This window comes from Thermomonospora umbrina, assembly GCF_003386555.1.
GTDB classification, from domain to species: Bacteria; Actinomycetota; Actinomycetes; order Streptosporangiales; family Streptosporangiaceae; genus Thermomonospora; species Thermomonospora umbrina.
The window spans coordinates 5,704,776-5,727,963 of sequence record NZ_QTTT01000001.1; the positions used below are offsets into that span (position 1 = coordinate 5,704,776).

17 protein-coding genes are annotated in these 23,188 nt (G+C 74.7%); 14 read left to right on the forward strand and 3 right to left on the reverse strand.

The genetic code is table 11. From position 1 onward, the window contains the following. Positions 1–598: 598 nt before the first annotated feature. From DFJ69_RS25570 to DFJ69_RS25580, 3 genes are read right to left on the reverse strand one after another with little or no spacing between them, the layout of a single operon-like run. Positions 599–3,082 carry a transglutaminase TgpA family protein gene (locus DFJ69_RS25570; protein ID WP_116024946.1) on the reverse strand — a complete coding sequence of 828 codons (2,484 nt, stop codon included), beginning with the start codon at positions 3,080–3,082 and terminating at the stop codon, positions 599–601. Positions 3,083–3,122: 40 nt separating this feature from the next. Beyond that, complete coding sequence (locus DFJ69_RS25575; protein ID WP_116024947.1) at positions 3,123–4,376, reverse strand: DUF58 domain-containing protein; 1,254 nt, start codon at positions 4,374–4,376, stop codon at positions 3,123–3,125. A 40-nt stretch (positions 4,377–4,416) separates the two neighbouring features. Further along, on the reverse strand, positions 4,417–5,406 hold the full coding sequence (locus DFJ69_RS25580; RefSeq protein WP_116024948.1) for an AAA family ATPase: 990 nt from the start codon (positions 5,404–5,406) through the stop codon (positions 4,417–4,419). A gap of 516 nt (positions 5,407–5,922) precedes the next feature. Between DFJ69_RS25580 and mraZ the strand changes: the two genes are divergently transcribed. The 14 genes from mraZ (at position 5,923) to DFJ69_RS25650 (ending at position 23,150) form a co-directional block, all read left to right on the forward strand. After that, a complete protein-coding gene (gene mraZ / locus DFJ69_RS25585) occupies positions 5,923–6,354 on the forward strand; it encodes a division/cell wall cluster transcriptional repressor MraZ (RefSeq protein ID WP_116024949.1) in 432 nt (143 codons plus the stop codon). Positions 6,355–6,685: 331 nt separating this feature from the next. Further along, positions 6,686–7,693 carry a 16S rRNA (cytosine(1402)-N(4))-methyltransferase RsmH gene (rsmH, locus tag DFJ69_RS25590; protein WP_116026912.1) on the forward strand — a complete coding sequence of 336 codons (1,008 nt, stop codon included), beginning with the start codon at positions 6,686–6,688 and terminating at the stop codon, positions 7,691–7,693. Continuing rightward, on the forward strand, positions 7,690–8,268 hold the full coding sequence (gene ftsL, locus DFJ69_RS25595) for a cell division protein FtsL (RefSeq protein WP_211328738.1): 579 nt from the start codon (positions 7,690–7,692) through the stop codon (positions 8,266–8,268). The genes rsmH and ftsL overlap by 4 nt, the downstream gene beginning before the upstream one ends. Positions 8,269–8,284: 16 nt before the next feature. Further along, positions 8,285–10,387: a peptidoglycan D,D-transpeptidase FtsI family protein gene (locus DFJ69_RS25600; RefSeq protein WP_116024950.1), complete on the forward strand. Its 2,103-nt coding sequence runs from the start codon at positions 8,285–8,287 to the stop codon at positions 10,385–10,387. A gap of 85 nt (positions 10,388–10,472) precedes the next feature. After that, entirely contained in the window at positions 10,473–12,017 is a 1,545-nt protein-coding gene (locus tag DFJ69_RS25605; protein WP_116024951.1) for a UDP-N-acetylmuramoyl-L-alanyl-D-glutamate--2,6-diaminopimelate ligase, read from the forward strand. Further along, positions 12,014–13,414: a UDP-N-acetylmuramoyl-tripeptide--D-alanyl-D-alanine ligase gene (locus DFJ69_RS25610; RefSeq protein ID WP_116024952.1), complete on the forward strand. Its 1,401-nt coding sequence runs from the start codon at positions 12,014–12,016 to the stop codon at positions 13,412–13,414. The genes DFJ69_RS25605 and DFJ69_RS25610 overlap by 4 nt, the downstream gene beginning before the upstream one ends. Beyond that, entirely contained in the window at positions 13,411–14,490 is a 1,080-nt protein-coding gene (gene mraY / locus DFJ69_RS25615) for a phospho-N-acetylmuramoyl-pentapeptide-transferase (RefSeq protein WP_116024953.1), read from the forward strand. The genes DFJ69_RS25610 and mraY overlap by 4 nt, the downstream gene beginning before the upstream one ends. After that, positions 14,472–15,890, forward strand: coding sequence for a UDP-N-acetylmuramoyl-L-alanine--D-glutamate ligase (gene murD, locus DFJ69_RS25620; protein ID WP_116024954.1), 1,419 nt, complete (start codon positions 14,472–14,474; stop codon positions 15,888–15,890). The genes mraY and murD overlap by 19 nt, the downstream gene beginning before the upstream one ends. 5 nt (positions 15,891–15,895) lie before the next feature. Next, positions 15,896–17,152 (forward strand): putative lipid II flippase FtsW, encoded by a 1,257-nt coding sequence (gene ftsW, locus DFJ69_RS25625; RefSeq protein ID WP_116024955.1) that lies wholly within the window; start codon positions 15,896–15,898, stop codon positions 17,150–17,152. 43 nt (positions 17,153–17,195) lie between these two features. Further along, positions 17,196–18,287: an undecaprenyldiphospho-muramoylpentapeptide beta-N-acetylglucosaminyltransferase gene (murG, locus tag DFJ69_RS25630; RefSeq protein ID WP_116024956.1), complete on the forward strand. Its 1,092-nt coding sequence runs from the start codon at positions 17,196–17,198 to the stop codon at positions 18,285–18,287. Continuing rightward, positions 18,284–19,687: a UDP-N-acetylmuramate--L-alanine ligase gene (gene murC, locus DFJ69_RS25635; RefSeq protein WP_116024957.1), complete on the forward strand. Its 1,404-nt coding sequence runs from the start codon at positions 18,284–18,286 to the stop codon at positions 19,685–19,687. Before murG ends, murC begins: the two co-directional genes overlap by 4 nt. 87 nt (positions 19,688–19,774) lie before the next feature. Further along, positions 19,775–20,530, forward strand: coding sequence for a cell division protein FtsQ/DivIB (locus DFJ69_RS25640; protein ID WP_116024958.1), 756 nt, complete (start codon positions 19,775–19,777; stop codon positions 20,528–20,530). 440 nt (positions 20,531–20,970) lie between these two features. After that, positions 20,971–22,437 (forward strand): cell division protein FtsZ, encoded by a 1,467-nt coding sequence (ftsZ, locus tag DFJ69_RS25645; protein WP_116024959.1) that lies wholly within the window; start codon positions 20,971–20,973, stop codon positions 22,435–22,437. Continuing rightward, a complete protein-coding gene (locus tag DFJ69_RS25650) occupies positions 22,437–23,150 on the forward strand; it encodes a YggS family pyridoxal phosphate-dependent enzyme (protein WP_116024960.1) in 714 nt (237 codons plus the stop codon). Before ftsZ ends, DFJ69_RS25650 begins: the two co-directional genes overlap by 1 nt. Positions 23,151–23,188 lie beyond the last annotated feature (38 nt).

Sequence of the window (23,188 nt, forward strand, 5' to 3'; positions counted from 1 at the left end):
GGTCCCGCCCCGGGCCCGCGCCGCGCCACGGTCGACGCCGGCGTGCCGGCGACCTCGGCACGCCCCACTCCGGACCCGGGGGATCCCGTCGCCGCCCGCCCGCAAGCCAGCCGCCCCGTCCCGCCTCGGGCTCCCGTCGCGGACGTACCCCGGCGCGAGCGACCTCGGCACGCCGCACTCCAGAGCCAGCCGATCTCATCGCCGCCCGCGTGCGACCCGCCGCCGCGTCCCGCCTCGGACGTATCCCGGCAGCGCCCGTGACCCCGGCAGATCCCACTTCAGACTTGGCCGATTCCGTTCCCGCCCGCAGGGGCCCTACCGCCCGGAGCCTGGGCCCCCCGGCCACGGATGCACCCCGGCGCGCCCGTGATTTGGCGCGCACTCCAGAACCGGCGGATCCCGGCCTCCCCAGGACGGTCCTCGCCCGGCCGATCCGTCCGGCCACGACCCCGCATCGCCGCCATGAAGCGGCCACCCGCTCAAGCGGTCGGCGGGACGCCTGCCAGCCGACCGGCCGGCCGATCGACCGCCGTCGACACTCGTGAACCGCTTCGTCCGCGCCGGTGGCTCGCGGGTTCGGTGCGGTGTGCTCGGGTGGTCAGCGGCGGGAGGTCAGGCGGGACGTGAGGCGGCGGAGGCGGGAGGTGCCGAGGCGGTCGACGGCGTCGAGGGCTCGGGAGCCGGTGTCGCGGAAGTTCTCCAAGGTGGAAGGGGGGGCCAGGCGGGCGCGCCAGCGGGTGCGGCGGTCGACGGCGGCGTCGAAGGCGGTGCGGATGATGCGGACGTCCTCGCGGAGCGTGGTGGTGGGGCCCGGTGCGGGGGCGTACCGGGCGCGTTCCTCGGCGCGGGCCACCCGGTCGAGGGCGGCGGCGGCCGGGGGGTCCAGCTCCAACTGGCCGGTGAGGCGGCGGGCGGTGGCGCGGGGGCTGTCGCCGGGTCGCCAGGGCAGGCCGTGGTCGATCGCCTCGGCGCGCAGTTCGAGCCAGGCGGCGTGGGCGGCGTCGGCCGCCTCCGTCGGGTCGGCCGACGACGGGACGTCGTGCGGTCGGTCGCCGGACGGTCGCGCACCGGGCGGCCCCGGCGGGCCGCTCGAGCCGGGTGGGCCGCCGGGCGCGGCGCGGGGTGTCAGCGCCCGGGACCAGCGACGTCGACGGGCCAGCATCCGGGCGAGCATCGGGGCCACCGGCAGCAGCAGCACCAGCGGGAGCGCCGGCAGCCAGACCGGCAGGCCGCCGTCGTCGGACTCCAGGTCCGGGGCGAGGGCGCCCTCGCCGCCGTCGACGCGGCGGTTGGGGGCGGGCGCGGCGGCCCCCGGCGTCGTCGAGGTGGACGGGGACGGCGCGACCGACGTGCCGTCGCTCGGCTCCGGCCGCGCCCCGGCGGTCTCCCGCCGGGTGTAGGTCGGCACGGTGGCGCTGCCCTGCCCGGTGGCCCCGGCGGGGGTGGGCTCGAAGCGGACCCATCCGGCGCCCTCGAAGTACAGCTCCGGCCAGGCGTGCGCGTCGCGGGAGCGGACCGTCCACTCGGCGGAGGCGCCCCGCGAACCGGACGTGTAGCCCAGCGCCACCCGGGCCGGGATCCCCAGCAGACGGGCCATCAGCGCCATCGACGCCGCGAACTGCTCGCAGTAGCCGCGCTTGGACACCAGGAGGAAGTCCACCAGGTCGTTGGTGCCCTTCGGGGCGGCGGGGGCCGTGTCGTAGACGAACCGCCCCTCCTGCGTGAACCAGTCCTGCAGCTTCTGCGCCTGCTCGTACGGCGACCGGGCGCCCGCGGTGACGGTGCCGACGAGCTGCCGGATCGGCTGAGGGATGTCGTTCGGGACGCGGACGTACCGGCGCAGCAGGTCCGGCGGGGGAGTCCCGGCGGCGTGGAGCTGGGCGGCGCTCGGTTCGGCGCGCAGGCTGGTGACCGTGTAGGCGCGCCCGGCGGCGTTGTCGCGCAGCGAGTACACCATCAGCGAAGGGGCGTGCACCCGCCAGTCGCCCTCGACCGACACCCGGGACGGCGCGTACGGGGCGGGCAGGAACGTCATGTTCCGCACCTCGTCGGCCACCGAGATCCGGGTGGTGACGGTGCGGGTGCGGGCCGACAGCAGACCCGGCGGGGAGGGCAGGCCGCGCCCGGCGATCCGGTCCCGGGGCGAGCTTCGCAGGGGGCTGTAGGTCCACCGGTTGCCGTCGAAGTCGTCCAGCGAGTACAGCCGCAGGTAGTCGGGCGAGGGGTCGTCGGTGCGATAGGTGAGGACCGTCTGGTCGGTCTGCCGGGTCAGCTCCCGCTTCAGGCCCACCAGCGGATCGGGCGTCGTCACCGTCTGCGAGCCGCCGGACCCGCCCGACTCGCCGAGCCCGAACGGCCCGCGCGGCTGGACGCCCGGCACGAAGGTCGGCACCGCCACCGCGATCGTCACCGCGGCCAGACCGAGCCGACGCCCGGTCGCCGACAGGGCACGCGAGTCCGGTCGCCGCCGCGGCGGCTCCTCGCTCCACCGGTGGGTGAGCACCGGCCGCCCCCAGCTCCCCACCTGCTCCCGCGAGTCGGCCAGCAGCAGCGCCAGGAACCCCGTCGCACCCAGCGCGAACGCCACCCAGCTCAGGCTCTCCTCGCGGATCGCCGCCGGCACGCTGTACAGGGCCAGCAGCGGCAGCCCGGCCGGGGCGGCCCGGCGCAGCCGCACCGCCAGCAGGTCCACCATCACCGCCACCGCGCCGATGCCCAGGGTCGCCAGCAGCTCGATGCCCGGACCCCGCGGCACCGGCGCCGCGTACCGGTTGGCCGCCCGCCAGCCCTCCTCGATCAGGACGTTCAACCGGCCCAGGGAATCCGGCGTGGGCACGATCCCCAGCAGCGCGTACCCGGCGGCGTACCGCGCCGTGACGTACACCAGGAGGGCTCCGAGCGCGGTGAGCGCCCCCACCGCCGCGGGCAGCCGGAACCGGCGCGTCACCACTCCCGTCGCGGCGACCGCGACGACGGCGCCGAACCCGGACCAGGCCCACCCGGAGCCCTCGAACAGCGGGTAGAGCCCCAGGGAGCTCAGCAGGGTCGCCACCGCGGCGACGATCGTCAGGCGTACGCGCATGACCGGGCTCCGCCCTTCCGCATCGTGATCCGCCGGTCGCTCATGTCCGGCCCCGCGCCGGCTCCTCGGCCGTCTGCTCGGCGGCGGTCCAGGCGGCCGGCAGCTCGGCGGCCGACGCGACCACCGCCACCCGCCATCCGGCGGCGCGCAGCACGCGGGCGGTCGCCCCGCCGAACGAACCGTCGGGGGACCCCAGCGGATCCACCAGGATCGCGACATAGGTGGCGGTCCCACGCCGGGCCGAGGCCACCGCGCGCGCCTCCTCCGGGTCCAGCAGGCCGAAGACCGCGATCACCAGGCCCTCGCCCTCGCGTCCCGGCCCCACCCGTCCGCCCAGCGCCGCCAGCCCCGGCGTCAGCGACCGCACCGCGGACTGGCGGGCCACCGCCAGCGTGTCCAGCAGGGCGCCCTCGAACGACACCGAGTGCGGCAGGGTCTCGCCGGCGTCCGTGACGAACCGCAGCCCCAGCCCCGTCCGGCTCAGATGCACCCCGAGGGAGGCGGCGACCGACACGGCCTGCTCGAACGAGGCCCCCGGGCCCTCCCCGACGTGCGCCCGGCGGCGGGTGTCCAGGAACAGCGTCCCGCTGCTCCGCCAGTGCTGCTCCTCGCGGCGCACCATCAGCTCGCCGCGCCGCGCCGTGGAGCGCCAGTGCACGCGGCGCAGGTCGTCGCCGTGCCGGTACTCGCGGGGCGTCACGTCGTCCTCGCCCGCCGCGGCCACTGCCCGCGCCAGGCTCTCGCCGCCGCCGGTCCAGCCGCCCGCGAGCCGCCCGGCGGGCAGGTCCACGATCGGCGGGGTGACCGTCAGCCGGTCGGCGAGGCTGAACGAGCGGACCAGCTCCACCAGCCCGAACGGGTCGGCCAGCCGGACCGTCAACGGCCCGACCCGGTAGCGCCCCCGCACGTCCGACCGGACCCGGTAGCCCAGCTCCCGGGAGCCCTGCGGCTCGATCCGGTCGACCACGAACCGGGCCCGGCCGCCCAGCGCGTACGGCACCCGGTCCTCGACCAGCAGCAGTCCGCCGGGTAGTCGCGACACGTTCTCCAGCCGCAGGTCGACGCGCGCCTCATGGCCGACCGGCAGCCGCGGCGGGTCCAGCCGCCGGGCGCACGCCAGCCGGTACCGGGTGCGGGAGACGACCACCGAGGACAGCAGCGGCAGCGACAGCACGAGGATCCCGGCGCGCAGCAGGTCCCGCTCGCCGAGCACGAACGCGCACGCGATCGCCGTCAGCCCGGCGGCCACGAAGGACCGGCCCCGGGTGGTCAGACCGCCCAGCGCTCTCTTCAACGTTCGGCCCTTCCCTGAATGGGGGTCGCGGGGACGGGTCTCAGCGCCGGGGGCCGGGCACCGGCAGCCGGCCCACCAGGTCGGTCACCACCTGCTCCGGCAGCCGCCGCTCGATCTGCGCCTCGGCGGTCGGCAGCAGCCGGTGCGCCAGCACCGGGACCGCCAGCGCCTGCAGGTCGTCGGGCACCACGTAGTCGCGGTCGTCCAGCGCCGCGTACGCCCGGGCCGCCCGCACCAACTGCAGCGTCGCCCGGGGGGAGGCCCCCAGGCGCAGGTCCGGATGGTTGCGGGTGGCGGTGATCAGGTCCACGGCGTACTGCCGCACGCCCGCCGCCATGTGGACCCGGTGGACCACGCCGACCAGCGACCGCACGTCGGCCGCGTCGGCGACCGGGCGCAGCCGGTCCAGCGGGGAGGACCGGCCGTGCACGTCGAGCATCTCCAGTTCGGCGGCCTGGTCGGGGTAGCCCATGGAGATCCGCGCGGTGAACCGGTCGCGCTGGGCCTCCGGCAGCGGGTACGTGCCCTCCATCTCCACCGGGTTCTGGGTGGCGATGACCATGAACGGCGCCTGCAGCCCGTAGGTGACGCCGTCCACGGTGACCTGCCGCTCCTCCATGCACTCCAGCAGCGCGGACTGGGTCTTGGGCGAGGCGCGGTTGATCTCGTCGCCGACGACGATGTTGGCGAACACCGGGCCCGGCTTGAACTCGAACTCCCGCCGCTCCTGGTTGTACGCGCTGACACCCGTGATGTCGCTGGGCAGCAGGTCCGGGGTGAACTGCACGCGCCGCACCGAGCAGTCGATGGAGCGGGCGAGCGCCTTGGCGAGCATGGTCTTGCCCACGCCCGGCACGTCCTCGATGAGCAGGTGCCCCTCCGCCAGCAGCACCGTCAGCGCGAGTCGCACGGCCTGCGGCTTGCCCTCGATGACCGACTCCACGGCGTCACGGATCTTGGCGGCGACCTGGACGAGGCCCTCCGGCCCGGGTCCGTCGGCTCGGGACGCGCCGCCGGCGGGGGGGTTCACAGATGACTCGCCGTGCGTCCCTACTGTCACGAACCCTCCTCAGCCACCCCGGCCCCCGCGCCGGACGCGCCCGGGCCGGGGCCCATGGCACGGCCTGCCGCGAGGCGGTGTGCGTCTTTTGTGTGCCTAAACGACAGTACGTCGTCCCGTCGTTCCGCCGCGATGATTCGCTCGCGGCGCGAGGGTCATCATTCTGCCGCCCTTGGGGGATCGCCGCCGACTCGACGCGTTCCCGGTGCTTCGTCCCGGCGTCCGCGTCGCGTCCCGCTTCCCCCACTTCGCCCCACCGGGGCCGTGAGATCCTCCGCGCCGAGCCGGGGGAGGGTTCCCCCTCGGCCGGGGCCGGGCGCGGGCCCCTCGCGGTGCCCCACTCCACACCACCCCGATTGACCTGCGGCTTTGTCGCGAGAGACGGAACGGTACAGGGGTTTTGACAGTTGACGGTGGGGAAGAGTGGAGTAGAGTGGGGCGCCGTGGGGGCCGGTCGCGCCCTACGCGGCGCGGGGAGGTGGGCCGGTGTTTCTGGGCACCCACACTCCGCGCCTCGACGAGAAGGGACGACTGTTCCTGCCGGCGAAGTACCGCGAGGAGCTGTCGGGGGGATTGGTGATCACGAAGGGCCAGGAACGCTGCCTGTACGTCTTCCCCATGGCGGAGTTCCAGCGCATCACCGAGGCTCTGCGCACCGCACCGGTCACCGACAGGGCCCTGCGAGCCTACAGTCGGGTCTTCTTCGCCGGCGCCTCCGACGAGGCCCTCGACAAACAGGGACGGATCACCGTCCCGCCGCCGCTGCGCACCTACGCCGGGTTGACGCGCGACTGCGCCGTCATCGGGGCCAACACCCGCCTGGAGATCTGGGACGTCCAGGCCTGGGAGAGCTACCTGGAGCAGGAGGAGCAGGCGTTCTCCGACCTCTCCCAGGAGGTGATGCCCGGGGTGCTTTGAGCTTCCACACGCCGGTCGCAGCGACCGGTACGGCCGACGTTCGGCCAGGTCTCCACCCGCTCTCCGGCCAGCTGACGCAGCTTCCCCGGTGTCAGGTGGCACTCCCTCCCCGCGGCGACGCGGCGGGCTTCCTCAAAGGGCAGCGGATGGGGACCTGGCCGGACGAGGCGGCCGGCCCTCGGGGGCTCCCGCGGGGACCGCGCGGCGGTCCCCTCTCCGGGCCGCGACGGCCGGGCGGGACGAGGGCGGACCGGCGACGCCACTACCGCGAGTGGCCGCCCGCGCCGACGAGGCGCCGGGGCCGACGTGGCATCACAAGGGGGTGATCTCGATGAACGACAGCCCGCACGCACCACGGGCCGGTCACGTACCGGTCCTCCTCGAACGCGTTCTGTCACTGCTCGCCCCCGCCGTGGAGGCCGCCGCCTCCCGGGGCCGTGACCCCGTCTACGTGGACGCCACCCTGGGAATGGGCGGTCACGCCGAGGCCATGCTGGAGGCCCATCCGACGCTGCACCTGGTCGGCCTCGACCGCGACCCCTCCGCACTGGAGCGCTCCGGACGCCGGTTGGAACGATTCGCCGACCGGATCAGGCTGGTCCACGCGGTCTACGACGAGCTGCCCCGGGTGCTGTCCGACCTGGGCGAGCCGCACGCCGACGCGGTCCTGTTCGACCTCGGCGTCTCCTCCCCCCAACTGGACGAGGCCGAGCGCGGCTTCGCCTACTCCCATGACGCGCCCCTCGACATGCGGATGGACCCCACCCAGAGCCTGACCGCCGCCGACGTCGTCAACGACTACCCCGCCGCGGAGCTGGCGCGGATCCTGCGCGAGTACGGCGAGGAGCGGTACGCCCGACGCATCGCCACCGCCATCCTGCGCGAACGGCAGCGCGAGCCCCTCGACTCGACGCGGCGGCTGGCCGACCTGGTCCGCACGTCCATCCCGGCGGCGACCCGGCGGACCGGCGGCAACCCCGCCAAGCGGACGTTCCAGGCGCTGCGCATCGAGGTCAACGGCGAGCTGACGATCTGGGAGCGCGCGCTGCCCGCCACGCTGGAGACGCTGCCGGTCGGGGGGCGGGTCGCCGTGCTGTCGTACCACTCCCTGGAGGACCGCATCACCAAGCGTGCGCTGGCCGCGCGCACCACCGACACCACCCCGCCCGGTCTGCCCGTCCCGCTGCCCGAGCGGCAGCCGCGGTTCCGGCTGCTCACCCGGGGCGCCGAGCTGCCCGCCGAGGAGGAGACCGCGGCCAATCCGCGCGCCGCCTCGGTGCGCCTGCGCGCCGCGGAACGGATCCGCGAGGACGTCCCGGGCCCAGGAGGTACGGCATGACTTCGACCGTGGAGGAGCCCCGGCCGCGCCGCGGGTCCCGCACCGCCCGCCGCGGCGGCACGGCCCGCGAACGCGCCCCGGCGCGACGACCGGCCGCCCGCCCGGAGCGCGCCGAACGGGCAGAACGCGCCGAGCGGGTCGAGCGGGCCGAGCGCGCCGAGGCGATCGCGCGGTCCGCGCCGCCCCGGGCCCCGTTCGTGGTGCTGATCGTCGGGCTGCTCAGCGGGGCGCTGGTCAGCCTCCTGCTGCTGAACACCGTGCTGGCCAAGGACGCCTTCGAGCTGACGCGTCTGCAGCGCAGCGTCAAGCAGTTCGACCAGCAGCGGCAGGCCATGGAGAGCGAGGTCGCCCGCGAGGAGTCGCCCCAGCGCCTGGCCCGCAAGGCCGAGAACCTCGGCATGGAGCAGCCGACCCAGTTGGCGTTCATCGACCCGCACACCCGGCGCGTGGTGGGCGGCGCGGTGCGGCCCGTCCCGCACGACGCGGCGGCCGCCGCCAGCGCCGCCGCGGCCCTCGGAGTGCCGGGCGTGGTCATCCCCGGCGACGGCGTGACCACGGCGGCGCAGCGGCCGTGACCACGGGGAAGGCCTCATGACGACCCGACCCGGACGGGGCGCGGCCGGACCGCCGTCGGGCCGCGGACGCTCCCCGCAGAACCGCGGACAGAGCGGCCCCGGCGCGGCGCGCGCACCCGGCCGCCGGCCCGGCCGCTCCTCCGGCACCCCGCCGCGCCCCGCCGGCGGCGACCGCGCCAAGGAGCCGCGCACTCGGGACGACCGACCCGACGCGCGACGTCCCTCGGCCGACGGCGGACGCACCTCGCCGAAGGGGAGGCCCGCGTCGCGCGGCCCGGCCGACCGCCCCTCCGGGCGCATCCGGCCGGCGCAGACCGGCGGCACCCGACCTCGGGGGTCGTCCGGCGGCCGGCCGCCCGGCGGCGGACGCGTCCTGCCGCGCATCCCGTTCCGCCGCAGCGACCCCCTCCGGCGGCTCAACGCCGGGCTGCTGGTCATCGCGTTCGTGCTGTCGCTGTTCGCCGGCCGGCTCGTCCAGCTCCAGACCATCGAGTCCGAGGCGTACACCGCGCGGGCGATCGACCAGCGGCTGCACAAGCTGGAGCTGCCCGCGGTGCGCGGCGACATCACCGACGCCGAGGGCCATCCGCTGGCCAAGACCGTGGAGGCCCGCGCCGTCTACGCCGACCCGCACATGATCAAGGCCGAGCAGCGGCCGAAGATCGTGGCGGCGCTGGCCCCGATGCTCGGCCTGGAGCCCGCCCACGTCCTCAAGGTCATCAGCACACCGCGCACCCGGTTCGCCTACCTGGCTCGGGGCGTCCCTCCCGACCAGGGCCGGATGGTCGAGGCGCTGCGCTTCGCGGGCATCGACACCCTGCCGGAGTACCGCCGCATCTACCCCAACGACTCCCTCGCGGCCAACGTCATAGGGTTCGTGAACGGTGAAGGAGAGGGCGGCGCGGGCCTGGAGTCCGCCTTGGACGACCGGCTCGCCGGGACCGACGGCTGGCAGCGCGTCGAGATCAGCCCCGGCGGCCAGCACATCCCCATGGGCGAGGACAGCAAGCGCCCGCCGGTGCCCGGCGAGGGCCTGCGGCTGACCCTGATGCGCGACGTCCAGGCCAAGGCGCAGGAGGCCATCGAGGAGCAGGTCCGCAGGACCGGTTCGCGCAGCGGCAGCGTCATCGTGATGGACCCGCGCACCGGCCGGATCCTGGCGATGGCCGCCGCCCCCGGCTACGACCCCAACCGCTACGGCGAGTCCGACGACTGGGGCAACCCCGTCGTCGAGGAGGCGTACGAGCCGGGCAGCACCAACAAGGTCATCACCGCCGCCGCCGTGCTGGAGCGCGGCGGCGTGCGTCCCGACACCGTCTACCGGGTGCCGTACCAGATCCCGCGCTACGACCGGATGTTCCACGACTCCTCGCACCATCCGACCGAGCGGCTCACCTTCGCGGGGGTGCTCGCCAAGTCCAGCAACGTCGGCACGATCCTCGCCAGCGAGACCATCAGCAGCCAGACGCTGTACGACTACCTGCGGGCCTTCGGGTTCGGCGAGCGCACCGACGTGGGCCTGCCGGGCGAGACGGCCGGGCTGCTGCGCCCGCCGGCCAAGTGGTCCGGCACCGACCGCTACCCGATCTCGTTCGGGCAGACGGTCTCGGTGAACGCGCTCCAGATGGCCAGCGTCTACGCCACCATCGCCAACGGCGGCGTCCGGGCTGCCCCCAGCCTCATCGCCGGGGCGATCGGTCCGGACGGCCGGTTCGAGGCCGCCGCGACACCCGCCCCGCGCCGGGTGATCAAGGAGTCCACCGCCGAGGAGATCGTGCGGATGCTCGAGGGCGCCACGACCGACGAGGGCACCGCCCCCGAGGCCCAGATCCCGGGCTACCGCGTCGCGGGCAAGACCGGCACCGCCAACATCCCGAACCCGCGCTGCAACTGCTACCGCGGCGGCGGCTACACCGCCTCGTTCGCCGGTTTCGCCCCGGCCGACGACCCCCAGTTGGTCGTCCAGGTCGTCCTGCAGAGGCCGACGAAGGGCAGCCACTATGGTGGCGATGTGGCCGCACCGGTCTTCCGGGACGTCATGGCCTTCGCCCTGAAGACCCGGAAGATCCCGCCCACGGGTGGAAGGCCGCCGAAGATCGATATCTACGCCCGCGACTGACTGCGCTCGATACGGTGAGCGAGTAATCTCCCGCCGTGACGTCGGCCGGCGACGTCCGGCCCCTGACCGCCGCGAAAGAACCGTGATGCGCCCGACCACCAATCCCGCCCGCCCGCTGTCCGGGCTGGCCGCGCTGCTGTCCGTTCCGCCCGACGAGCCCGGCACGTCCGAGGCCGCGGTGACCGGGGTCACCCATGACTCCCGGCAGGTGCTGCCCGGCGACCTGTACGTCGCCCTTCCGGGCGCCCGCGCGCACGGCGCCGACTACGCCGCCCAGGCCGCCGCGGCCGGCGCCGTGGCGATCCTGACCGACCCGGACGGACGGGAACGCTCCGCCGCCACCGGCCTGCCGGTGCTGACGGTCCCCGATCCGCGGGCCCGGCTCGGCGACGCGGCCGCCTGGGTGTACGGCGACCCCGCCCGCGACCTGACCCTCATCGGGGTCACCGGGACCAGCGGCAAGACCACCACCGTCTACCTGCTGGAGGCCGGGCTGCGCGCCGCCGGGGTGGAGACCGGGGTGATCGGCACCGTCGAGACGCGCATCGGGGACACCCGGCTGCCCAGCGCCCTGACCACGCCGGAGGCCACCGACCTGCACGCCATCTTCGCCACCATGCGGGAGCGCGGGGCCGGCGCCGGGGTCATGGAGGTCTCCAGCCACGCCCTGGAGCAGGGCCGGGTCGGCGGGGCCCACTACGACGTGGCGATCTTCACCAACCTGTCGCAGGACCATCTGGACTACCACCCCACCATGGAGAGCTACTTCGCCGCGAAGGCCCGGCTGTTCACGCCGGAGTACTCCCGCGTCGGGGTGGTCAACATCGACGACGGCCACGGCCGCGAACTCGCGCGGACCGCGCGGATACCGCTCACGACGTTCTCGGCCGCCGGGGACCCGTCGGCCGACTGGCGGGCCGTCGACGTCCGGCTGGGCGCCGACGGCAGCGTGTTCCGGGTGGTGGGCCCGGGCGGCATCGAGGCCGACGCCTCCATCCGGCTGGCCGGGCCGTTCAACGTGGCGAACGCGCTGGCCGCGGTCGTCGCGCTGGTGGAGGCCGGGATCGGGCTGCCCGCCGCGCTGCGCGGGGTCGGCTCGCTGACCGGGGTGCCGGGGCGGCTGGAGCCGGTGGACGAGGGCCAGGGGTTCGCCGCGCTGGTGGACTACTCGCACAAGCCCGGGGCCGTCGAGGCGGTGCTGGGCTCGCTGCGCGAGGTCACCGCGGGACGGCTGATCGTGGTGCTGGGCTGCGGCGGCGACCGCGACCGCGGCAAGCGGCCGCTGATGGGGGAGGCCGCCGCCAGGCTGGCGGATGTGGCGGTGCTCACCGACGACAACCCGAGGTCGGAGGACCCCCTGGCGATCCTCGCCGCTATGGTCGAGGGCGTGCTCAAGGTGCCGCGGGCGGAACGGGCGCACCTGGTGGTGGAACCCGACCGCGCCGAGGCGATCGCGCTGGCGCTCGGCCGGGCCCGGCGCGGCGACGTGGTGGTCGTCGCGGGCAAGGGGCACGAGCAGGGGCAGTACGTGGCCGGTCGGGTCCTCCCCTTCGACGACCGCGAGGTGGTCCGCGCCGAACTGCGGCGGCTGACCGCCGGGACGAACGGAAGGGACGGGGGCCGGCGTTGATCCCACTGGCGCTGTCGGAGATCGCGGAGCTCACGGGCGGCACGGCGCCGCCGGGCGCCGCGGGCGCGGTGGCGGCCGGCCCGGTCGTCATCGACTCGCGGGCGGCCGGCCCGGGCGCGCTGTTCGTGGCGCTGCGCGGGGACCGGGTGGACGGCCACGACTTCGCCGCCGCCGCGGTGGCCGCCGGCGCCGCCGGGGTCCTGGCCGCGCGCCCCCTCGACGGAGTGCCCGCCGTGGTGGTGGACGACGTGGTCGCCGCGCTCGGACGACTGGCCCGAGGCGTTCTGGAGCGGCTGCCCGACGCCACCGTCGTCGGCGTCACCGGGTCGGCGGGCAAGACCTCCACCAAGGACCTGATCGCGCAGGTGCTGGAGCACCACGGCCCCACGGTGGCGCCCAAGGGGTCGTTCAACAACGAGATCGGCCACCCCCTCACCGTGCTGCGCGCCGACGAGGGGACCCGTCACCTCGTCCTGGAGATGGGCGCCCGCGGCATCGGTCACATCGCCTACCTGTGCGAGGTCGCCCCGCCGGGCGTCGGGGTGGTGCTGAACGTCGGCTCCGCCCACATCGGCGAGTTCGGCGGACGTGAGGTCATCGCCAAGGCCAAGGGCGAGCTGGTGGAGGCGCTGACACCCACCGGAGTCGCCGTCCTGAACGCCGACGACCCCCTGGTGCGCGCGATGACGTCCCGTACCTCCGCGCGGGTCGTGACCTTCGGGCGCGCGGCGGACGCGACGGTCCGCGCCGAGGACGAGACGCTCGACGCGCAGGGCCGTCCCCGCTTCACCCTCGTCACCCCGGAGGCGGCCGTACCGGTGTCGCTGGGGTTGCGCGGCTCGCACGCGGTCGGCAACGCGCTGGCCGCGGCGGCGGTCGCCCGCGAGGCCGGGATGGCGCCCGCGGCCGTCGCCGAGGCGCTGTCGGCGGCCCGGCCGATGAGCCGGTGGCGGATGGAGGTCACGGAACGGCCCGACGGCGTCGTCGTGGTCAACGACGCGTACAACGCCAACCCCGAGTCGATGAGCGCCGCGCTCGACACGGTCGCCCACATGGCGCGGGCCGCGGGCGGGCGGGCCTTCGCCGCACTCGGTGAAATGGGCGAACTCGGTGCCCGTTCTGTGGCGGAACACGAGAAGATCGGGCAGCATGTCGCGCGCGACGGATTCGCGGGCCTGGTCGCCGTCGGCGCCGCCACGGCGCCGATGCTGGACGGGGCAGGGCGGCAGGGGTCATGGACGGGAGAGTGCGTGCAGGTGGATGACGTCGGCGCGGCGGTGACCGCGCTCAACGAGCGGCTTCGGCCGCGGGACGTCGTGCTGGTGAAGGGCTCTCGCGTCACCGGGATGGAACGCGTCGCCGAGGGGCTGCTGGCCGCCGGGGGGTCCTCCCGGTGAAGAACATCATCCTGGCCGCCGCGGTCTCGCTGTTCATCGGCATGGTGGGGACCCCGGTGTGGATCCGCATCGTCCGCAGGCTGGGCTACGGCCAGATGATCCGCGAGGAGGGCCCGTCCGCGCACCACGACAAGCGCGGCACCCCCACGATGGGCGGCGCGGTCTTCATCGTCGGCTCCCTGGTCGGGTACGCCGTCGCGCACGTGGTCACGCAGACCACCCCGACCGTGTCCGGCGGGCTGGTGCTGCTGCTGATGACCGGGCTGGGCCTGGTCGGCTTCGTCGACGACTACATCAAGGTGTTCAAGCAGCGCAGCCTGGGGCTGCGCAGCGGCGCCAAGATGATCGGCATCATCCTGGTCGGCGTGGTGTTCGCCGTCGGGGCGCTGAACTTCCCCAACGGGTACGACGTCACCCCCGCCACCGACCAACTGTCGTTCCTGCGCGACTTCGGCCCCTCGATCGGCCCCTACCTGTTCGTGGTGTGGGCGCTGCTGCTCATCGCCGCGGTCTCCAACGGCGTCAACCTGACCGACGGGCTGGACGGCCTGGCCGCCGGACCGGCCGCCATGGTGCTGGCCGCCTACGTCATCATCGGCAACTGGCAGCTCCGCAACAGTTGCTACGGCGACGGGCTGGCGCCCAACTGCTACAGCGTCCGCGACCCGCTGGACCTGGCGGTGGTCGCCGCCGCCGTGCTGGGCGGCGTGTTCGGGTTCCTGTGGTGGAACGCCCCGCCCGCCAAGGTGTTCATGGGCGACACCGGCTCGCTGGCCCTGGGCGGCGTGCTGGTCGGCCTCGCCATCCTCACCCGCACCCAGTTCCTGCTGGCCATCCTGGCGGGCCTGATCGTGATGATCACCCTGTCGGTGATGATCCAGGTCGGGGTGTTCCGGATCAGCTCGAAGATGACCGGGTCCGGGAAGCGCGTGTTCAAGATGGCGCCGCTGCAGCACCACTTCGAACTGTCCGGCTGGGCGGAGACCACGATCGTCGTGCGGTTCTGGCTGATGTCGGCGCTGTTCGTGGCGATCGGGCTCGGCCTGTTCTACCTGGAATGGATGCCCAAGGGGTGAACTGGAAGGATCTGGCGGTCTGCGTCGCCGGCCTGGGGGTCTCGGGTCGGGCGGCGGCCCGCGCCCTGGCCGGGCGGGGCGCCCGCGTCACCGCCGTGGACGCCCGCGACGACGAGACCGCCCGCGGGCAGGCCGCCGAGCTGGAGTCCCACGGGGTGACGGTGCGGCTCGGCGACGGCGACACGCTGCCGCCCGGCACCGAGCTGGTCGTCGTGTCACCGGGCTGGCGGCCCGACGCGCCGCTGCCCTCGGCCGCCGTCGCGGCCGGTGTGGAGGTGTACGGCGAGGTCGAGCTGGCCTGGCGGCTGCGCCCGGCCGACGCCGCGCCGTGGCTGGCGCTCACCGGCACGAACGGCAAGACCACCGCCGTACGGATGCTGGCGGCCGTCCTGTCGGCCGCCGGTCGACGGCCGCTGGCGGTCGGCAACGTCGGCACGCCGATCGTCGAGGCGGTCCTCGACCCCACGTACGACGTGCTGGCCGTGGAGCTGTCCAGCTACCAACTGCACTGGTCGTCCACCGTGGCCCCGTTCGCCGCCGCGGTGCTGAACGTCGCGCCCGACCACATCGACTGGCACGGGTCCCTGGACGCGTACGCGGCCGACAAGGGCCGGATCTACGCGCCGGGGACGCTCGCCGTCGCCAACGCCGACGACCCCGTCGCGGCACGGCTCGCCGGAGCGTCGCCCGTCGCCGCGTTCACGCTCGACGTCCCTCGCCCGGGGCAGCTCGGCGTCGTGGAGGGCCTGCTGGTCGACCGCGCGTTCGTCGCCGACCCGGTGCGCGAGGCCGCCGAGCTGGCCGCGCTCGGCGACGTCCGCCCGTTCGCCCCGCACAACGTGGCCAACGCGCTCGCCGCCGCCGCGCTGGCGCGTGCCTTCGGCGTACCGCCCGAGGCCGTACGGGAGGGGCTGCGCGCGTTCACGCCCGACCCGCACCGCATCGCGCACGTGATGACCGTCGGCGGCGTCCACTACGTGGACGACTCCAAGGCCACCAACCCGCACGCCGCCGGCGCGTCGCTGGCGGCCTGCGAGTCGGCGGTGTGGATCGCGGGGGGCCTGCTCAAGGGCGCCGACGTGGAGGACCTCGTGCGTTCGTGCGCGCCCCGGCTGCGGGCCGTGGTGCTGCTGGGCGCCGATCGCGACCAGATCGCCCGCGCTCTCGCACGACACGCCCCGGATGTGCCGGTCGTGGACGTCGCCGCCACGGACACTGGGGCGATGGACACCGTCGTGACCGAAGCCTCCCGTCTCGCCCGACCCGGCGACACCGTGCTCCTGGCCCCCGCCGGGGCGTCGTTCGACATGTTCACGAGCTACGGCGCGCGCGGCGACGCGTTCGCCGACGCGGTGCGCAGGCTGCCCGATCCGCCCGACCGCCCGGGGACGGCGCGGTAGACGCCATGACCTCGCTTCCCGCGGAGGGCGGGAGCGGCGGCCGGCCCGGGATCCGCGCGCAGATCGTCGCGGTGGTCGGGCTGCTGGACCGCCCGCTGACCTCGTACTACCTGGTGCTCGGCTGCTCGATGCTGCTGCTCACGCTGGGGCTGACCATGGTGCTGGCCTCCTCCAACGTCGAGCAGTTGGAGCAGACCGGCTCGGCGTACACGCTGTTCCAGAAGCAGGCCATGTGGGTCGGCATCGGGCTGCCCGCGATGTGGCTGGCGGCCAGGCTGCCGCCGCGCACGTTCCGGGCGTTGGCCTACCCGCTGCTGCTGCTGTCGGTGATCGGCCTGGTGATCGTGCTGATCCCGGGGCTGGGCTCGACCGCCTGGGGCGCGACCCGGTGGATCGACCTGGGGCCGTTCCAGATCCAGCCGTCGGAGCCCGCCAAGCTGGGCCTGGTGCTGTGGGGGGCCGACCTGATGGCCCGGCGCGACAAGCTGGGCCAGCTCACCGACTGGCGGGCGCTGCTGATCCCGCTGATGCCCGGCGCCGGCGTGGTGGTGCTGCTGGTGATGCTGGGGAACGACCTGGGCACCACGCTGGTGCTCCTCACGATCTTCCTGGCGCTGCTGTGGGTGGTGGGCGCCCCGTTCCGGCTGTTCGTCGGCATGACCGGGCTGATCGGGCTGCTGGTGGCCATCCTGATCGTCGTCGAGCCCTACCGGATGCAGCGGCTGACGGGGTTCCTGGACCAGTCCGGCGACCCGTTGGGCATCCGGTACCAGGGCACCCAGGGGCTGCTGGCCATCGCCTCCGGCGGCTGGTTCGGCACCGGGCTGGGGGAGGGCCGGGCCCAGTGGGGGTTCCTGCCGCACGCCGAGACCGACTTCATCTTCGCGATCGTCGGAGAACAGTTGGGGCTGGTCGGTACCCTCGTCGTGCTGGGTCTCTTCGGTCTGCTGGCCTACGCCGGACTGCGGATCGCCCGGCGGGTCAAGGACCCGTTCATGCGGCTGGCCGCCGCGGCGGCCACCGGCTGGCTGTCGGTCCAGGCGATCGTCAACATCGGGGCGGTGATCGGTGTGCTCCCCATCACGGGAATCCCGCTGCCGCTGGTGTCCTACGGGGGATCGGCGATGATCCCCACCCTGGTCGTGCTGGGCATGCTGCTGGCGTTCGCGCAGCGCGAGCCGGGAGCGCGGCAGGCGCTGGCCGCACGGGGTCCCGGACCGGCCGTGCGCGCCCTAAGCTGGCTGGGTCTGGCACGGCGATGACGTCCGTACTCTTCTTCATCACGTCAAGGAGGCGTTCCCGAGCATGAGGGTTGTCCTGGCCGGCGGCGGGACCGCTGGACACATCGAGCCCGCCCTTGCCCTCGCCGACGCGCTGCGCCGCGAGGATCCGAGCGTCGGGATCACCTGTCTGGGCACCGAGCGGGGACTGGAGACCCGGCTGGTCCCGCAGCGCGGGTACGAGCTGGCCCTGGTGCCGCCCGTTCCGCTGCCCCGCACGCTGACACCCCGGCTGCTGACCGTGCCCGGCCGGCTGCGCGGGGCCATCAACGCGGCCGCCGCGGTGCTGGACCGGGTGGAGGCCGACGTGCTGGTCGGCTTCGGCGGCTACGTCGCCACCCCCGGCTACCTCGCCGCCCGCAAGCGCCGCGTGCCGATCATCGTGCACGAGGCCAACCCGCGTCCGGGGCTGGCCAACCGGCTCGGCGCCCGGTTCACCGAGAACGTCGCGGTCTCGCACCCCGACTCCCCGCTGCCGCACGCGACCTTCGTGGGGATCCCGCTGCGCCGCGACATCGCCACGCTGGACCGGCTGGCGATGGGCGACAAGGCGCGCTCCTACTTCGGGCTGCTGCCGGACCTGCCCACCCTGCTGATCTTCGGCGGCTCGCAGGGCGCCCGCTCCCTCAACCGGGCGGCGGTCGCCTCGGCCCCGGCGTTCCGCGCGGCGGGCATCCAGGTGCTGCACATCGTCGGGCCGAAGAACACCGAGGAGCCCGAGCCCTCCCGGGACGGTCCGCAGTACGTGACGCTGCCGTACTGCGACCGGATGGACCTGGCGTACGCCGCCGCCGACATGGCCATGTGCCGGTCCGGCGCGATGACCTGCGCCGAACTGGCCGCGGTGGGCCTGCCGGCGGCGTACGTCCCGCTGCCGCACGGCAACGGCGAGCAGCGCCTGAACGCCGAGCCCATCGTGGCGGCGGGCGGCGGGATGCTGGTCGAGGACGCCGAGCTGACCCCCGAGTGGATCCGGCAGAACCTGCTGCCCTCACTGGCCGACCCGGCGCAGGTGGCGCAGATGTCGGAGGCCGCCGCGAGCATGGGCCGCCGCGACGCCGACGTGACGCTGGCGCGGATGGTCCGCGAGGTCGTGCACGGGGCCAGAGCCCGATGACCGGGACCGCCGGGGGCGCGGCGCCCGAGCTGGGCAGGGTCCACTTCATCGCGATCGGCGGCGCCGGCATGTCGGGCATCGCCCGGATCATGCTCCGCCGCGGCATCGCCGTCTCCGGCAGCGACGCCAAGGACTCCGAGCTGCTCGGTCAGCTCGGTGGGCTGGGCGCCAAGGTCTACGTGGGGCACGCCGCCGAGCACCTCGGCGACGCCGACACGGTGGTGGTCTCCACCGCCATCCGCGAGAGCAACCCCGAGCTGAGGGCGGCCCGGGAACGCGGCCTTCGCGTATTGCACCGTTCCGAGGCGCTGGCGTCGCTGATGATCGGGCGGCGGGCCGTCGCGGTCGCGGGCACCCACGGCAAGACCACCACCACGTCGATGCTGACCGTGGTCCTGCAGCACGCCGGGGCCGACCCCGCGTACTGCATCGGCGGTCAGCTCGTCACCACCGGGCTCGGCGCCGACGACGGGACCGGCGACGTGTTCGTCGCCGAGGCCGACGAGAGCGACGGATCGTTCCTGCGCTACACGCCGCAGATCGCGGTGGTCACCAACGTCGAGGCCGACCACCTCGACAACTACGGCGAGTTCGAGCAGGTCAAGGAGAACTTCCGGCGGTTCGTCGGCCGCATCGCCCCCGGCGGCGCGCTGGTGGCCGGCGCGGACGACCCGGTCGCCCGCGAGCTGACCGAGGCCGCCCGCGAGCGCGGGCTGACCGTGGTGACCTACGGCGAGGCCGACGACGCCGACCTGCGGATCACCGGTTTCAACCCGCGCGGGCTGGGCTCGTGTTTCGAGATCGAGGGATTGGGGTCCGTGCGGCTGGAGGTGCCCGGCCGGCACTACGCCCACAACGCCACCGCCGCGGTCGCGGTCGCGCGGCTGCTCGGGCACGACTTCGAGGTGGTGCGCGAGGGGCTGGCCTCGTTCACCGGGTCGATGCGGCGGCTGGAGCGCAAGGGCGAGGCGGGCGGGGTGCAGGTCTTCGACAGCTACGCCCACCACCCGACCGAGCTGTCGGCCGACCTGAACGCGACCCGCGACTACGTGGACCAGCTCGCCGCCGAGGGGCGCGCGGGCCGGATCGTCGCGGTGTTCCAGCCGCACCTGTACAGCCGCACCCGGTTCTTCGCCGCCGAATTCGGCGCGGCGCTCGGCCTGGCCGACGTGGCGGTGGTCCTGGACGTGTACGGGGCCCGCGAGGATCCCGAGCCGGGTGTGAGCGGCCGGCTGATCGCCGACGCGGTCCCGGCCGGCACGCGGGTGGAGTACGTCCCCGAGTGGGACGAGGTCCCCGGCGTGGTGGCGGGTCTGGCCCGTCCCGGCGATCTGGTGATCACGCTGGGCGCGGGCGACGTGACCGGGCTCGGCCCGCTGATCCTGGAACGGCTCGGCTGAGCCGGGACGGTCACGACTCGGCCGCAGAAGTGGCCGGCGCGGCGTGGAACGAGGAATCCGAAATCGATTCGGGTCATCATCGAGGCCATGGCGGAGACTCAGACGGCACGACCCCGGCGGCCGGCGCCCGCGGCGCGGGCCCGACGACGTCCGAACCGGTGGAAGCTGATCTTCGTGATGCTGCTCGTGCTGGCCGTGCTCGGCGCGGCCGGCTGGGTGCTGCTCGGGTCCAAGCTGCTGGTCGTCCGGCACGTCGAGGTGTCCGGGACCCGGCTGGTGCCCCGCGACCGGCTGGTCGCCGAGGCCCGGATCCGGCTGGGGCTGCCGATGGCCCGGTTGGACACCGACGCCGTCCGCGACCGGGTGCGGGGCGTCCGCGAGGTCGAGTCCGCCGAGGTCCGGCGGGTCTGGCCGGGAACGGTGCGGATCGAGGTGCGGGAGCGGACGCCGGTGGTCGCCGTCGAGCGCTCCGGCCGGTACTTCTCGCTCGACCGGTTCGGGATGACGGTGGTCGACTCGCCGGAACGGCCGGCGCTGCCCGTGCTGTCGGTCGGCGCGCCCGGACCGGACGACCCGGCCACCCGCGCGGCGCTGGGCGTGATCGGCGAGCTGCCGGACGGCCTGGCCCGGCGGCTGACCGGGGTCGAGGCGACCAGTCCGGAGTCGGTCACCCTGCGGTTGGGCGGGGAGCGTTCCGGCGACCAACCGCTGACGGTGGTGTGGGGCGCGCCGGGACGCGCCGCCGAGAAGGGCCGTCTGGTGGACGCGCTGCGGCGGACGTCGGCCGGGCGCACCGCCCGCATGATCGACGTCAGCTCGCCCGAGGTGGTGACGACCCGGTGAGCCCGGTACGCGAAGGATCACACCGGCGATCGGCCCCGTCCGCGCGAGTCGGCGCGTGCGGGCGCCCCCGCATGGGGCAGTCTTGGAGGACTGCACGCGCACCGGACGCGCGTGCGACGCGTCGGGAGGGGAGGGACCGGGGTGGACCGACCGAGGGATGATCGCGGGGTTCGGCGGACGAGTCGCACCGGCTCGGACGAGCCGGGCGCGTCGCGACACGCCGGTGCACTTCCGGGGGGGTTAGTTGACCCTGGCGGTGACCCGCCCCTACTGTCCGTATCAGTCCTCAGGTTGACATAAGTATAACCCTCAACTTGAGGGTGAGAGTTGCCGTGCGGTCTCGGAGGCCGTGGGCGACCTGGTCGGTAACATCGCGCGGGCCGGAGCTTCGACGAAGCCTCCGGCCGGCCGGACGCAAGCGAGCGGAAAGGCCCCTCGTCGTGGCAGCACCGCAGAACTACCTCGCGGTCATCAAGGTCGTCGGCATCGGCGGCGGCGGCGTCAACGCCGTCAACCGGATGATCGAAGAGGGCCTCAAGGGCGTCGAGTTCATCGCGATCAACACCGATGCCCAGGCGCTGCTGATGAGCGATGCCGATGTCAAGCTGGACGTCGGGCGCGAACTCACCCGCGGGCTCGGCGCGGGGGCCAACCCCGACGTGGGCCGCAAGGCCGCCGAGGACCACCGCGAGGAGATCGAGGAGGTGCTCAAGGGCGCCGACATGGTCTTCGTCACGGCGGGCGAGGGCGGCGGCACCGGCACCGGCGGCGCCCCGGTGGTCGCCAACATCGCCCGATCGCTGGGCGCGTTGACCATAGGAGTCGTCACCCGCCCGTTCAGCTTCGAGGGCAAGCGCCGGGCGATGCAGGCCGAGGCCGGCATCGAGACCCTGCGCGACGAGGTCGACACCCTCATCGTCATCCCCAACGACCGGCTGCTGTCGATCTCCGACCGCCAGGTCAGCGTGCTGGACGCGTTCAAGGCCGCCGACCAGGTGCTGCTGTCCGGTGTGCAGGGCATCACCGACCTGATCACCACCCCGGGTCTGATCAACCTGGACTTCGCCGACGTCAAGTCGGTGATGAGCGGGGCCGGCTCGGCGCTCATGGGCATCGGCTCGGCGCGCGGGGACGACCGTTCGGTGGCCGCCGCCGAGATGGCGATCTCCAGCCCGCTGCTGGAGGCCAGCATCGACGGGGCGCACGGGGTGCTGCTGTCCATCTCCGGCGGCTCGGACCTCGGCCTCTTCGAGATCAACGAGGCGGCCCAACTGGTGTCCAACGCCGCCGCCCCCGACGCCAACATCATCTTCGGCGCGGTCATCGACGACGCGCTCGGCGACGAGGTCCGGGTGACCGTGATCGCCGCGGGGTTCGACGAGGGCCGCCCTACTAAGCCGACGCCGGAGCCCGAGAACCGCAGGCTTCCGTCGTCGGCGAACCGCTCCACCCCCCCGCCCGCGCCCGCCGCCCCCGTCCCGGCCAACCCCATCCCCACCCGGGTCGGCCGGACCGAGCCCGCGGCCCCCGCGCAGTCGGTGGCGCAGGCCGCCGCCGCGCCGCAGGCCCAGAACGCCCCGGCGTCCGCGCCGTCCCGCGAGGAGACCGCGGCCCGCGAGCCCGGCGCGTCCGGCGGCGAGCCGGAGCCCGCCGGTTCCACGGCCGACAAGGACGAGACCTCGGCGGGTCGTCCGGCCGCCGCGCCCGACCCCGCCCCCGCCCCGGCCGCCAAGCAGGAGCGCGAGGCGCCCGCAGCCCCGGCGCCGCGTCCCCGGCCCGCGTCGGAGCAGTCCTCGGCCCGGGTCCACGCGGGCGAGAACGACGGCGGCCCCGGCACCGGCCCGCGCCGCCGCCCCGTCGTCTTCGACGAGGACGACGACCTCGACGTCCCGGACTTCCTCAAGTAGTGGGCGTCTCGACGACCGCCCGCGCCGGGGAACTGGCGGACAACCTCGCGTTCGTCCGCGGGCGGATCGCGGCGGCCTGTGCCGCCGCAGGCCGCGACCCGGCGAAGATCACCCTGATCGCGGTGACCAAGACGTTCCCCGCCTCCGACGTCCGGCTGTTGGCCGGCCTCGGGATCGCCGAGGTCGGGGAGAACCGCGACCAAGAGGCCGCCCCCAAGGCCGCCGAATGCGCCGACCTCCCGCTGACCTGGCACTTCGTCGGGCAACTGCAGACCAACAAGGCCCGTGCGGTGGCCGCCTACGCCGATGTCGTGCAGTCCGTCGATCGGGCCCGGCTCGTGTCGGCGCTGTCGGCCGGCGCGGTCCGGGCGGAACGGACGCTGCGCTGCCTGGTGCAGGTCTCCCTGGACGAGCGTCCCGGGGGGCGCGGCGGCGCGGCCCCCGCCGAGGTCCCCGGGCTGGCCGGGCTGATCGCGGGGGCGGACGGACTCGAGCTCGGCGGCGTGATGGCGGTGGCGCCGCAGGGCGCGGATCCGGCCCGCGCGTTCGAACGGCTCGCGCGGATCGCGGCGGACCTGCGCGCCGCGCACCCGGAGGCCACGGCGATCTCTGCCGGTATGAGCGGGGATCTGGAGCAGGCCGTCGCGTGTGGCGCGACACACCTGCGGATCGGTACGGCGTTGCTCGGCGGCCGGAGCGCAATCGTCAGGTAATGTCCCCACAGTGGCACCCGCCCGGGACGGGGCCACTT